Raw genomic sequence first — 14,085 nt, forward strand, 5'->3', positions numbered from 1 at the left:
TAATTATGAAATACAAAACAACAGGGACTTGTGCTACAGAAATTGAATTTGAGGTAAAAGATGACAAAGTTACAAATGTAAATTTTGTTGGTGGATGTGATGGAAATTTAAAAGGATTAAAAGTATTGGTTGAAGGTATGAATATAGAAAATGTAATTCAAAAACTAAAAGGAATAGAGTGTAAAACAAAACCAACATCTTGTCCAGACCAACTTTCTCTAGCATTAGAGAATTATATAAATAAAAAATAAGTACATAAAACAATCAACTAGTTAGGAGTTTAATTATGAAACCAATAATAGGTATTTTAGGAAATCTGATAATAATGGAAAATGGAATGTTTCCTGGGCTTGAAAGATCCTATGTAAATAATGATTATATAAACGCAGTATTGAAGGGAGGAGGTAGCCCAGTTATTATTCCAGTAAATACAGATAGAGAAGTTATAAAGAGACAGATTGAGATGGTTGATGGAGTTTTAATATCTGGAGGATGGGATGTTAATCCTCAATTATATGGTGAAGAAACAAGAGAAGAAACAACGTTTATATATCCCGAAGTAGATGAATTTGATTTAATTGCTATAAGTATAGCTTTAGAACTTAAAAAGCCAATACTAGGTATATGCAGAGGGCTACAAATATTAAATGTAAGCCTAGGTGGAACTTTATATCAAGATAATAGTCTTGTTAAAGGAAGTTACATAAAACATACACAATCTTCTAAAAGACATGTAGCTACTCATAAGGTAGATGTTCAAGACGGGAGTATTTTAGAAGGTATTTTAGGAAAACAATTACTTACAAATAGTTATCATCATCAAAGTATTAAACAACTTGGTGAAGGATTAAAAGCCATAGCATACTCAAAAGATGGTATAATAGAAGCTATTGAAAAAGAGGATGAAAATTTTGTAGTAGGAATACAGTGGCATCCAGAAATGATGGTAGATTATTGTAATAAAATGGAAAAGTTATTTAAATATTTCGTAAATATTTGTTCAACTTTATAATATACCTTGGGGGGATTAAACATGAACGAAAAAAATAAAATGGGATTAATAAGTATTATACTTTTAGGTATTAATGCGGTTGTAGGAGCAGGAGTTTTCCTATTACCAGGAAACGCAATGAAGGCATTTGGTGTTGCGAGTATATTTGTATATATGTTTGATATGCTATTAGTTTTATCTATGGCGTTTTGTTTTGCTGAAGTGGCAGGTAAATTTAATAAAAATGGTGCTGCATATGTGTACACCAAAGAAGCATTTGGAGATTTTTTTGGATTTGAAGTAGGTCTTATGAAATGGGTAATAGGATGTATTTCTTGGGGAGCGTTAATAGTAGGTTTTCCTACATCTTTATCAGCAGTATGGGCTCCTGCAGGTGACCCACATATACAAAAAATTATAATAGTAGCTATGATAGTTGGACTTACAATTATAAATTTATTAGGAGTATCTTTATCAAAAATTGTACAAAATGTTATAACAGTAGGTAAGCTAATTCCATTAGTATTATTTATAGTAATAGGTGTATTTTTTATAAAAGGAGCTAATTTTACTAATTCAACGATGGTACCACCAGGAGCAGGAGTTACAGAATTTGGAGCAGCAGCACTTTTAATGTTTTATTCATTTACAGGGTTTGAATCTATAGCAGTAGCAGCAGAAGATATGGAGAATCCTCAAAAAAATATACCTATAGCAATTATAAGTGTAATAGTAATTGCATCAATAATATATATATTAAATCAAGTTGTGTGTGTTGGTATTTTAGGAGATAAATTATCCAGTACAGCTACTCCTGTTGCAGATGCGGCGAGAATATGTTTTGGAAATATGGGTGCAGGATTAGTTACTTTTGGGACATTAGTTTCTGTTGGTGGAATTTGTATGTGTGGTGCTTTTGTAAATCCAAGAAGCTGTGTAGCTTTAGCTGATGACAAAATGTTACCAAGAATGTTTGCAAGGAAAGATAAAAATGGTACACCATATGTAGCAATAATAGCAACTATGATAATTACTATACCAATAGCTTTGTCTGGAAGTTTTGCTGAATTAGCAGCAATAAGTGCAGTTGCTAGATTTATACAATATATACCTACTTCTCTATCAGTGTTAGTATTTAGAAAGAAAAGACCAGAATTAGTAGGGACTTTTAGAACTCCATTTGGAGCAGTAATTCCTTTAATTGCAGTGTGTGTTGGTACATGGTTATTATTCCAGGCGTCTATGCACCAATTAGTTATGGGATTAGGAGCATTAGCAGTTGGAGTACCACTATACTTTATAATGAAGTCTTATAACAGAAAAGTTTATGGAGAAGATTTAAAGAAAGTTGTTTAAATTATATTGTAAATACTATTTAACTAGCAGAGGAATATTATCAAAAAATTGAATATAAATAAATATATATAAGGTTATATTAAAATATTATTAAATTTTTATTTTAGTATAACCTTATATTGTTATTAATACATGAAAAATATTGTAATAGATGTAAAATAATAGTATTATGTTTATTAGATAAAAAACTTGTTAGGAGGTAAATTTATGTCAGAAATAACTTTAAAGAATGGTATAGAAGTATCTATTAGAGAAGGCGTAAAAGAAGATGCCCAAGCTATTATAGATTTTTATAATGAAGTAGGTGGGGAAACTCATTTTCTTTCATTTGGGAAAGATGAATATAAAATATCTTTAGAAGACCAAGAAAATTCTATAGAGTCAGCAAAAGCATCTGATAACTCAATAAAATTAATTGCATTTATAGATAGAGAGATAGCTGGTATTGCTACAATTGATTCCAATCAAAAAGCAAAAGGAAAGCATGTTGGAGTTTTAGGAATTGTTGTTAAAGAAAAATACTGGGGAGCTGGATTAGGTAAAAGACTTATGTTAGACCTTATAGAATGGTGTAAATCAAATGGAATAACTAAGAAAATAACTCTTGTTACTAATGAAGAAAATCATAATGCTATAGAATTATACAAAAGAGTCGGATTTGAAGTAGAAAGTATATTAAAGAAAGAATGTTATTACAATGGTGTTTATACTGATTTGATAGGGATGTCACTTTTATTAGGAATATAATTAGTGTACATTTTATCTCGAAAAAATCATATTAAGTATGGTATAATTAAAAAAAGAATATAACTTAATATAATTTTGGAGGACGAATTATGAAAAATCTGTGTAAAATATCAGATGAATATTTAAATAGTAAACTTAAATATTTAAAGTTATTATCAAAACAATATCCAAGCATATCGAAAGCAAGTACAGAAATAATAAATTTAGAGGCTATATTAAATCTTCCAAAGGGAACTGAACATTTTATAACAGATGTACATGGCGAATATGAGCCATTTGTACATGTTTTAAAAAATGGTTCTGGTGTAATAAAGAGAAAAATAGAAGAATTATTTTCAAATACAATAAGAGATAGTGAAAAAAAGATGCTAGCAACTCTTGTATACTATCCTGAACAAAAACTAGACTTAATAATTAAACAAGAGGAAAATATAGATGATTTTTATAGAATAAATATCTATAGACTTATAGAACTTTGTAAGTATGCTTCCAGCAAATACACTAGGTCAAAAGTTAGAAAACTTTTACCAGAAAATTTTAAATACATAATAGAAGAACTTTTACATGAACATATTAAAAGTGAACATAAAGAAGAATACTATAAAAGTATAGTTGAGACAATAGTTGATATAGGTATAGCTAAAGAGTTTATAATTGCAATTTCCACGGTTATACAAAAGTTAGTTGTTGACAGACTACATGTAATAGGTGATATTTATGATAGAGGTCCAAGACCAGATATAATTGTAGATAAGCTTATTGAACATCATTGTGTAGATATTCAATGGGGAAATCATGACATACTATGGATGGGTGCAGCATCAGGTGAAAAAACTTGTATAGCAAATGCACTTAGAATTTCGGCTAGATATGCAAACCTAGATATCGTAGAAGATATATATGGGATAAATCTATTACCTTTAGCTACTTTTGCAATAGAAATGTATAAAGATGACCCATGTAAAGAATTTATTCCTAAGATTAATGACCAAAGTGTGACAACAACAGAAAAGTCTTTAATGGCAAAAATGCATAAGGCAATAAGTATAATTCAATTTAAACTTGAAGGTGAAGTGATAAAGAGAAGACCTGAGTTTGAAATGGAGCATAGGCTTTTGCTTAACATGATAAATTATGAAGAAGGAATAATTACTTTAAAAGGAAAAACATATAAACTAAAAGATACTTATTTGCCTACAATAGACAAAAAAGACCCATATAAATTGAGTATTGAAGAAAAAAATGTTATTGAAAAATTAGTGTCTTCATTTAGAGGTAGCGAAAAATTACAAAAGCATGTTTCATTTTTATTTTCTAAAGGAAGTATATATTTAAAGGCAAACTCAAATTTATTAATTCATGGATGTGTCCCATTGAATGAAGATGGAAGCTTTATGTCTATGAATATAATGGGAAAAGAGTATAAAGGTAAAATCCTTATGGATAAGATGGAATCTCTAGCAAGAGAAGGTTTTTTCTTTAAAGATAAAGCAGAAGAAAAATTATATGGTATGGATATTATGTGGTATTTGTGGACTGGAAAATGTTCATCATTATTTGGAAAAGACGATATGACTACATTTGAAAGATATTTTATAGCAGAAAAAGAGACTCATAAAGAAAATAAGAATCCATATTTTAAGCTTAGAGAAAGTGATGTTGCTTGTGAAAGAATATTTGAAGAATTTGATTTAGAACTTGATGAATCACATATAATAAATGGGCATGTTCCTGTAGAAAGTAAAAATGGAGAGAGTCCAATAAAAGCTAATGGAAAAATTCTTGTTATAGATGGTGGTTTTTCTAGAGCCTATCAAAAAACTACTGGTATAGCTGGATACACTTTGATATATAATTCAAGAACTTTACAACTAGTATCACATGAACCCTTTAATTCTGCTGAAGAGGCTATTGCAAATGAAAGCGATATCTTATCGACAACTGTTGTAGTAGAGCATAAGGCAAAGAGAAAAATGGTGAGAGATACTGATGAGGGTGTAAAAATACAAGAAGAAATAGAAGACTTAAAATTGCTTTTAATGGCCTATAAAAAAGGGCTAATAAAAGAAATGTAGATAATAAAAAACTAAGATAACTCTATACTTGAGAGTGGTCTTAGTTTTTATTTTTATAATAATTTACTTATTAAGTGAATCCTAAACAATAGGATTCATTTTTTTATAGATAAATATTATTAAAAAAATTATATAGGTTTTGGTAATATTCCTTGTCCTTTATAAATAGAATTATATAAACAAAGGAGGAGGACAAGAAATGAATAAACTTTCAGATGAAATAATAAACTCTCTTTCTACAAACATAAGAGAGAAGGTAGAAAAAATCTCAGACAATAATCTAAACATAGAAGAAATTAGATTACGTTCACAAAAACCATTGATACTAAATGCAAACTCTAAAGATTATTTTTATAATCAAAAAACTATGGAACTTGATTTAAATCAGCACAATTCATATATAGTGACAAGGGAAGATATAGAGCAAACTTTTCAAATAATATGTAAATACTCAATACATTCATTTATGGATGATATAAAAAAAGGGTTTATAACTTTGAGAGGAGGCCATAGAGTAGGGTTAGTTGGAAAAGTAATAGTAGAAGATGGACAAGTCAAAAATATAAAACACATATCATCTTTAAATATAAGAGTATCAAGAGAAGTCATAGGATGTTCAAATAAGATTTTAAGTCATATCATAAAAGGTAAAAATCAAATTAATAATACTTTGATAATATCGCCACCTCAATGTGGAAAGACAACTTTAATTAGAGATATAGTAAGAAATTTAAGTAATGGTAATGAAGAATATGGATTTAAAGGATTGAAGGTAGCACTAGTAGATGAACGTAATGAGATAGCAGGAGCTTACTTAGGTGCTCCACAGATGGATGTTGGAATAAGGACTGATATAATAGAAACTTGCCCAAAAGAGTTGGGTATTACAATGCTTTTAAGGTCAATGTCGCCAAATGTTATTGTGACAGATGAAATTGGAAGTGAGAAAGAAATAAAGGCATTATATACAGCATTAAATGGAGGTATTGGATTAATAACTACTGTACATGGAGATTCAATGGAAGATATACAAAATAGAAAAGAGTTAAACAGACTCTTAGACAAAGAATTGTTTAAAAAAGTTATAATTCTTTCTGCTAAGAAAGGTGCAGGGACAATTGAAAAAATTTATGATTTAGAAGAAAAGAGATGGTACTTTGCAAATTAAGATAATTATTATAGCACTCCTAATAGGAAGTAGTTATTTGATAGGTGAACATATATACAAAACCTATACACGAAGACACAAACAACTAAATGATTTAATAAGAGTTTTAGAAATATTAAGGATGGATTTATCTTTTGGGCTTTATACATTAGAAGAAATTTTTAGAAGGATAGGATGCAATAAAGACTTTTGTTTTTGGAATTTTTTCTATCAAATTTCAGAAGAACTTCACAATGAACAAAGCAAAACTTTAGAAGAAATAATATCAGAGAATACTGAAATTTTAGTTAAAGAAACTTATCTTGGAAGTAAAGAAATTGAGGAATTAAAAAATCTAATTCTTACATTGGGAAAAAGTGATATAGAGTCCCAACAAAGAATGATAGATTTATCTATAGAAAATCTGAAAAAACAAACCTATGAAACAAAAGAAGACATAAGTAAAAAAGGGTTGCTATATAAAAAATTAGTAACCTTTATAGGCATAGGTATATGTATTATATTGATTTAATATGGGGAGGTTTATTATGGAGATATCATTGATATTAAAGGTTGCAGGTGTAGGTATTCTAATATCAGTATTAAATATGATATTGGAAAAAACAGACAGAAAAGATTGGGCAGGGCTTACTACTTTGGCAGGTGTAATAATCGTGTTGGGGATGGTAATAACAGAAATAAGTGATTTATTCAATACTGTAAGAACAATGTTTCAACTTTACTAAAGAGGAGGGAGTAATTTGGAAATAATGCAATTAATAGGAATTGCAATCATTTCAACTACACTCTGTTTAGTAATAAAAAAAGATAGACCAGAAATAGCAAATTTCATAGCAATAATAACTGGAGTAACAATATTATTATCAGTTATGTTTAAGCTAAATTTTATAATAGATAGTATACAAGATTTAGCTAATAAAGCTAATATTCCAACTATGTATATATCTTTAATAATAAAATTAATAGGAATAGCATATTTAATGGAATTTGCAATACAACTTTGTAAAGATTGTGGGGAAGGAAACATTGCTTCAAAACTAGAGTTTGGAGGAAAAATAATAGTTATGTCAATGTCTTTCCCTATACTTTTATCCATTGTAGAAATGGTGGTGAATATAATTCCATAGTTATTTATATTAAGGTAGATAGCTATAGATATATTAGTTGTTATTTAAAGGATATTTTGTTGTATTGAGGTTTATAGAGTGAAGAGAGGCATGGTTGCTTATGAAAAAAAGATTTTTACCAATGATTATGGGATTTGTATTGACTTTCTTTTTTGTAAATATCTTTGCCATTATAATATTTGCTAATGAGGTTCCAAGTAGCGAAGATAAAGAATATGGTGAAGCTAAGAGTAGCATAGATAAATATATTGATGGTCAGTTAGACAAGTTAGATATAAATGAAATTCAAGATTATATAAATAAAGAAATAGTTATTAATGATGTTAATTTAAAATCGTTTGTAAAAGACCTAATTAGTGGAGAAAAAAATATTTTAGATTTATTTAATAAAGATGGACTGAAGATATTGATGTTTGATGAGTTTAAAGCAAGTTTAAAGGTAGTAGCAGTAATTTTAGTATTAGCTTTATTGTCATCTATTTTAAAAAGTTTAGAGAATTCTTTTTCATCAGGTGCAGTTAGTCAAATAGCAACGTATATAATATTTATTACAATGGTATCGCTCACTTTAATTGGATTTAAAGATGTACTACAAATTTGTTATGATGCAATAGACCATACTGTAGGTCTTATGCAAGTTATAATGCCAATACTAATAACATTTTTACTTTTAATTGGATTTCCAATAACATCTACTACTTTGAATCCTATTTTTATAGGAGGAGTGACATTTATAAATGTATTTTTCAAGAAATTTTTATTTGTATCAGTAACTGTTGCATTTGGAATTCTAATAATAAACAATTTATCAAAAAACATAAGGCTAAAAAGATTTTTTTCTTTTGTCAAACAAATAAATTATGTTTCTATTGGGGCTATGTTTACTGTATATTTAGGACTTGTATCTATACAAGGCTTATATGTAACTAGTTTTGATAAATTCAGTGTAAAAACTGCGAAGTTTGCTATAGGTAACTTTATACCAGTTGTTGGTGGATTTGTATCAGATTCTGTGGATATTTTACTATCTTCATCTCAACTTATAAAAAATATATTTGGTGGAATAGGGCTTATCTTACTCATTGGGATTTGTTTGCTTCCAGTGATAAAAATTTTATCCGTCATAGTGGTATATAAATTGGCAGCAATAATTGTAGAGCCTGTTGGAGAAGATGGAATATCAAATTTTTTAAATGAAGTTGCAAATCTAATGATAATAATGTTAGCATCAGTAATTGCTATAACAATAATGTTCTTTGTGACTGTAGCTATTTTGACCTCGATAAGTGTTGTAAGTCAAGGATAATGTATAGATTAATAAAGAGTAATTACTTTTAATCTAAATATTTTAGAGAGGAGGATGCTATGTTAGAGGGCATAAAGGCATGGATAGTTAGTATTTTAATAGGAGCATTTATAGTAAATATAGTTGATATGATTTTACCTAGTTCCAAGATAAAGCCGTATGTGAACTTGGTGTTAAATTTTATATTCGTATTTATTGTAATAACTCCAGTGGTAGGATTTTTTTCAAAAGACATGAGCTTAGAAGATAGAATTTTAAAATCTATGGGAAATTACAATAAGGAATATGTAGATAGTACAAATGCTTTAGCAGAAGAGACTGGAAATACTAGCTTATCTAAGGGCTATGAAGATGGTTTGAAAGAAGTGCTTAAGCTAAAGCTTGATGAATATGGTTATGATTTAGAAGATATAGAGCTTAATGGTGCAAATATAAATAATATAAAAATAAAAGAAAAAAATAATATGTCAAAGAGCAATAGTGATGAAGAAAATGAAAATAATAGTACTAAAGGAGATGAAGATAGCATAAACTCTAATGACAAAGAAAATTCTAAACAAGTTTTTAAAAAAGGTACAGAGTATGGACTGAATCTAAATGAAGACAAACTAAAAAATGACCTAATAAAAGTGCTTGATGTTTCTATAGAAACTATACAAATTGATAAATAGGAGTTGGAAGAATGTTTAAAAACTTAAACGACAAAGATAAGAGAAAGGTATATTCACTAATAACTATAGCTGGAATATGTGTGGTATCATTAGTACTATTATCTTGTTTTCCAAGTAGCAAAACTGATGAAAAAGTTGGAAAAACAGATGCTGACAAAAAGACTGAAAAACAAGTTGCTAAGGAACATGAAAAAGACGATTTAGAATCAAAATTAACAACAATACTATCTAAAATTGATGGAGCAGGAGATGTTGATGTAATGATTACATTTGAGTCAAGTGAAGAAATACAACCTGCTTTTAACTCAAACCAAACAACAGAAACAACAGAGGAGAAAGATGCACAAGGTGGAGAAAGAACAGTTACAACTTCAAGTGAAAATAAAACAATGATAACTTCAAATTCAAGTGACCCTGTAGTTATAAAAACTACAGAGCCAAAGATAAAAGGAGTGATAGTAGTAGCAAGTGGAGCTAGTAATCCAAATGTCAAAGAAACACTTTATAGTGCAGTTCAAACATCATTACAAGTAGCAGGTCATCAAGTAGAAATATATTCTAAATAAATACATATAACCGGGGGGATAAATGAATGAAGTTTAATTATAAGGGAAGAGGATTTGTAATAATAACTTTAACTGCAATGTTAGTAATAGTAGGAACAGTAAATTATCAACTTAGTAAGAAATCTTTACTAGAAACATCAAAAGAATTTAAAGCATATGAAGAAGCTCAATTACAGAAGAATACTACTGATGATAGTGATAGTAGCAATAAAGAAGACTCAGATGCTACAGATAAACAAAATAGCAAAGAGAGTGCTGACATTGATATAGTTGATAGTAAGGCTAGTAAGGTTAAGGAAAAAGTAACTGAAACAAGTAAAGAAATAAAAGCTCAATTATCATCTGAAAAGAATATGAAAAAAGCATCTTATATTTTAGATATGAAAATGAACAGAGAAAAACAAAGAAATGAATTAGTTCAGGATTTAAATGAAATGATAAATAATCCATCTACAACAGAGGAATCTAGAAAAGAAGCTTCTAATATGAAATTAAATATAGTTAAAACTCAAGAAAAGGAGCTTCAAATAGAAAATCTTTTGAGTACAAAGGGATATGAAGAAGCATTAGTTTATATAAGTGATAGCAAAGTCAATGTTGTTGTAAATGAAGCTAAATTAGATAAGAAAGATGCAGCAAAAATATTTGATTTGGTTGCAGAACAGGCTAATGTAAAGTATGAAAATATTAAACTTACAAATAATAATACTAAGTAAAATATAAACCTCAGAATTAACTGAGGTTATTTTCTTGCAAAGTAGAGTTGTATTTGGTATTATTATACTTATAAAAATAGTTCCTTAAAATCAGGAGGTAAGTTTTAATATGGAAGATAATAAATTTGGACAAGTAAAAATATCTAATGATGTAATAGCTACAATAGCTGGTTTAGCAGCATTAGAAGTTGAGGGCATAGAAACTACAGCAACATTAACAGATAAGTTGTTAAAAAATAATGGAGTAAAGATACAAATAGAAGAAGAGGATGTTAATTTAGACGTAATGGTTATGATAAAATATGGCATGTCAATACCAGATACAGCTTTTAAAGTTCAAGAAAATGTAAAAAATACTGTTGAGACAATGACAGGACTGAAGGTTTCTCAAGTAAATATACACATTCAAGGAATCAGCTTTAAGAAAGATAAAGTTGATAAAGAAGAAGTAAAAGCAACTAAGAAAAATTAATATTAGCCCTCTGAAAAGTCAGAGGGTTTTTTGTTGGCATTTGATTTTATATAGATAATTAAACTTAAAGGAGAATTTTAATTGATGAAAAAAGATAGGGCACAAAAAAGTACAACAAGGGAATATATAATGAAACTTATATACCAAATAAATATTAATAAAGAGGAGTTTGAAGGTTTAGACTATAAAGTGGATTCTTTCTTAAAAGATAATTCAGAACATATTATAAATAGATATGAAGAACTTACACTTAAGTACTCAAATAATGCAAAATTAAAATTAGAAGATACTAAACTTGAAGATATAGTAGATAGAGAATATATAAATACAGTATGTAAAGCACTAAGAGAGAATCATGATGAGATAGATGAATTAATAAATAAGCATGCTAAAAATTGGACAGTAGATAGAATGCCAAAGGTAGATGTGTCTATACTTAGATTATCCGTGTGTGAAATAGTTTATTTAGAGACTCCTAATAAAGTATCAATAAATGAAGCTGTGGAACTTGCAAAGATATATTGTGATGATAAATCTCCTAAATTTATAAATGGAATATTAGGAAGTGTTGTTGATGAAATTGAACAATAATATAATAATTGGAATTGATACTAGCTGCTATACTACTTCTATAGCAGCTATCTCTTTAGATAAAAAAGTTATTTTTAATGAAAAAATAATGCTAGAAGTAAAGGAAAATTCAAAAGGATTGAGACAAAGTGAAGCTGTGTTTCAACACATAAATAATTTAGGATTACTTAGTGATAGGATAAAATCATTTGGGGACAAATTTGTCATAGAGGGAGTTTGTTCATCTATTAAGCCTAGACCAGTTGAAAATTCATACATGCCTGTATTTAATGTTGGGTACAATTTTGGAAAGTTATTATCAAGTATACATGGATGTAAATTTTATGAAACGACTCATCAGGAAAATCATATTGAGGCTAGTTTATTAAATAGTAAATTAAAAAATAATAACAAATTTATTTCTGTTCATATGTCAGGTGGCACTACAGAGATACTTTTAATAACTAAGCATGATAATAATTATGATGCAAATAACAAAGATTTAGATGTAATAACTAAAATAAGCAATAAAAAAAACTTAGATGCAATAGCTAAAATAAATACTAAAAAAGATGATAAAAGTAAGTTATACAATAATTTTGGATATAATATAGATATAATTGGAGGAAGTAAAGATATTAGCTTTGGGCAACTTATAGATAGAATAGGTGTCAAGCTAGGATATAAATTTCCTTCAGGAAAATATCTAGATGAAAATGCTTTAAATTGTAATCTTAAAATAGAAAGTGGTCTAAAAACTTCTGTAAGAGAGGGATATATGAATTTATCTGGATTAGAAAATCAGGTGAATAAAATTATAGATGACAATAGAGATAATATTAGTAAAAATAAAAAAGAATATATATCTAAATTAGTACTGGATTCAGTAGTTAGAAACATGTTTAAATCTTTAATATATTTATGTGAAGCTTACAATGTAGAAGAAGTAGTTTTTGCAGGTGGAGTTTCTGCAAGTAAGTATATCCTCAAAGAATTAAGTTTAAAACTAAGTAAAAATTGTATAAAAGCTCATTTTACAGAGCCACAATATTCAACTGATAATGCTGTTGGGTGTGCTATAATAGGATTGAATAACTTTTTAGGAGAAAAAATATGAAACTAAGAGCTTTAGATATAAGTGAAGCAAATTCATATATTAAAAGAATTTTAATAAATGACCCAATACTTTCTAATCTTAAAGTTAAGGGAGAAATTTCTAATTTTAAAATACATAGCAGTGGAAATGTTTATTTATCGTTAAAGGATGAAACTTCAAAGCTAAACTGTGTAATTTTTAAAAGTAATTTTAATCGTAATCTAAAATTAGACAATGGAGTAAAGGTTGTAGCTAGTGGATATATATCAGTTTATGAAAGAGATGGTGCATATCAATTATATATTAATGAAATTGAAATAGAGGGAATTGGGAATTTACACATAGAATTTAACAAATTAAAAGAAAAACTTAATAAAGAAGGTTTGTTTGATTCCAAATACAAAATATCTATCCCTAGAATGCCAAATTCAATTGGAGTTATAACATCTCCAACAGGAGCTGTTATAAGAGATATAATAAATGTAATAAAAAGAAGATATCCAAAGGTCAATATAAAGCTTTATCCAGTAACTGTTCAAGGAGATAGGTCAGCAGAAGAAATATGTGAAGCAATTAGATTTTTTAATCATATGAAGAATGTGGATACAATTATAGTTGGTAGAGGTGGGGGTTCAATAGAAGAACTTTGGTCTTTTAATGATGAAATGGTAGCAAGAGAAGTTTTTAACTCTCAAATTCCAATAATATCAGCAGTTGGTCATGAAACTGATTTTACTATTTGTGATTTTGTGTCTGATATGAGAGCACCAACACCATCAGCAGCAGCTGAGATTGCAACTCCATCATTAGATGACATAAAATATAAACTTGGGAATATAAAAAGCAGACTTAACAAGTCTCTTATAAACCAAGTTGAATTAGACCAATACAAGTTAGAATCAGTGTTTAATAAAATAAATAACTATTTAGATTCTTACATAATAAAAGATAAAGTTATACAATTGGATAAAATATATGATAAAATAATTTTTGGAATAGAAAATAATTTAAAATTAGAAGATGAAAAATTAATAAAGGTTGGAGCATTACTTCATAACCTAAGTCCATTAGCCACTATGGACAGAGGTTATAGTATAGTTCAAAAAAACGGAAAAGTAATAAATAGTATAAAAAGATTGAAAACTGAAGATAACATAGATATAGTATTAAAAGATGGAAATTTAGAATGTATAATAGATAAAATTGAAAATAAAGAGGTATAAT

Annotated in this window: 17 protein-coding genes; all 17 read left to right on the top strand. The window is 28.0% G+C overall.

Features of this window, described 5'->3' with window-relative positions:
• Positions 1-5 precede the first annotated feature (5 nt).
• The 17 genes from IC758_RS05840 to xseA all read left to right on the top strand — a co-directional run bounded on the left by IC758_RS05840 (position 6) and on the right by xseA (position 14,084).
• A complete protein-coding gene (locus IC758_RS05840) occupies positions 6-251 on the top strand; it encodes a TIGR03905 family TSCPD domain-containing protein (RefSeq protein WP_227434110.1) in 246 nt (81 codons plus the stop codon).
• A gap of 35 nt (positions 252-286) precedes the next feature.
• Entirely contained in the window at positions 287-1,012 is a 726-nt protein-coding gene (locus IC758_RS05845; protein ID WP_227434111.1) for a gamma-glutamyl-gamma-aminobutyrate hydrolase family protein, read from the top strand.
• Between the two features lie 21 nt (positions 1,013-1,033).
• Positions 1,034-2,347 (top strand): APC family permease, encoded by a 1,314-nt coding sequence (locus IC758_RS05850; protein ID WP_227434112.1) that lies wholly within the window; start codon positions 1,034-1,036, stop codon positions 2,345-2,347.
• 207 nt (positions 2,348-2,554) lie between these two features.
• Complete coding sequence (locus IC758_RS05855; protein WP_227434113.1) at positions 2,555-3,094, top strand: GNAT family N-acetyltransferase; 540 nt, start codon at positions 2,555-2,557, stop codon at positions 3,092-3,094.
• A gap of 89 nt (positions 3,095-3,183) precedes the next feature.
• Complete coding sequence (locus IC758_RS05860; protein WP_227434114.1) at positions 3,184-5,169, top strand: fructose-1,6-bisphosphatase; 1,986 nt, start codon at positions 3,184-3,186, stop codon at positions 5,167-5,169.
• Positions 5,170-5,368: 199 nt separating this feature from the next.
• The gene (gene spoIIIAA, locus IC758_RS05865) at positions 5,369-6,337 is read left to right on the top strand and encodes a stage III sporulation protein AA (RefSeq protein WP_227434115.1); all 969 of its coding nucleotides are present in this window, start codon (positions 5,369-5,371) and stop codon (positions 6,335-6,337) included.
• Entirely contained in the window at positions 6,327-6,848 is a 522-nt protein-coding gene (locus tag IC758_RS05870) for a stage III sporulation protein AB (protein WP_227434116.1), read from the top strand. Before spoIIIAA ends, IC758_RS05870 begins: the two co-directional genes overlap by 11 nt.
• Before the next feature lie 16 nt (positions 6,849-6,864).
• Positions 6,865-7,062 carry a stage III sporulation protein AC gene (spoIIIAC, locus tag IC758_RS05875; RefSeq protein WP_009888937.1) on the top strand — a complete coding sequence of 66 codons (198 nt, stop codon included), beginning with the start codon at positions 6,865-6,867 and terminating at the stop codon, positions 7,060-7,062.
• A 24-nt stretch (positions 7,063-7,086) separates the two neighbouring features.
• The gene (gene spoIIIAD / locus IC758_RS05880; RefSeq protein WP_227434329.1) at positions 7,087-7,464 is read left to right on the top strand and encodes a stage III sporulation protein AD; all 378 of its coding nucleotides are present in this window, start codon (positions 7,087-7,089) and stop codon (positions 7,462-7,464) included.
• A gap of 100 nt (positions 7,465-7,564) precedes the next feature.
• Positions 7,565-8,770: a stage III sporulation protein AE gene (gene spoIIIAE / locus IC758_RS05885; protein ID WP_227434117.1), complete on the top strand. Its 1,206-nt coding sequence runs from the start codon at positions 7,565-7,567 to the stop codon at positions 8,768-8,770.
• A gap of 59 nt (positions 8,771-8,829) precedes the next feature.
• A complete protein-coding gene (locus tag IC758_RS05890; protein WP_227434118.1) occupies positions 8,830-9,441 on the top strand; it encodes a stage III sporulation protein AF in 612 nt (203 codons plus the stop codon).
• Positions 9,442-9,452: 11 nt separating this feature from the next.
• Positions 9,453-10,007, top strand: coding sequence for a stage III sporulation protein AG (locus tag IC758_RS05895; protein ID WP_227434119.1), 555 nt, complete (start codon positions 9,453-9,455; stop codon positions 10,005-10,007).
• A 26-nt stretch (positions 10,008-10,033) separates the two neighbouring features.
• Positions 10,034-10,723: a SpoIIIAH-like family protein gene (locus IC758_RS05900; protein WP_227434120.1), complete on the top strand. Its 690-nt coding sequence runs from the start codon at positions 10,034-10,036 to the stop codon at positions 10,721-10,723.
• Positions 10,724-10,832: 109 nt separating this feature from the next.
• Complete coding sequence (locus tag IC758_RS05905) at positions 10,833-11,195, top strand: Asp23/Gls24 family envelope stress response protein (RefSeq protein WP_227434121.1); 363 nt, start codon at positions 10,833-10,835, stop codon at positions 11,193-11,195.
• An 84-nt stretch (positions 11,196-11,279) separates the two neighbouring features.
• Positions 11,280-11,786 (top strand): transcription antitermination factor NusB, encoded by a 507-nt coding sequence (gene nusB, locus IC758_RS05910; RefSeq protein ID WP_227434122.1) that lies wholly within the window; start codon positions 11,280-11,282, stop codon positions 11,784-11,786.
• On the top strand, positions 11,770-12,882 hold the full coding sequence (locus IC758_RS05915; protein WP_227434123.1) for an O-sialoglycoprotein endopeptidase: 1,113 nt from the start codon (positions 11,770-11,772) through the stop codon (positions 12,880-12,882). Before nusB ends, IC758_RS05915 begins: the two co-directional genes overlap by 17 nt.
• A complete protein-coding gene (gene xseA / locus IC758_RS05920; RefSeq protein WP_227434124.1) occupies positions 12,879-14,084 on the top strand; it encodes an exodeoxyribonuclease VII large subunit in 1,206 nt (401 codons plus the stop codon). The genes IC758_RS05915 and xseA overlap by 4 nt, the downstream gene beginning before the upstream one ends.
• Position 14,085: the final 1 nt, after the last annotated feature.

The organism is Clostridioides sp. ES-W-0016-02 (genome assembly GCF_020641035.1).
Classification (GTDB): domain Bacteria; phylum Bacillota; class Clostridia; order Peptostreptococcales; family Peptostreptococcaceae; genus Clostridioides.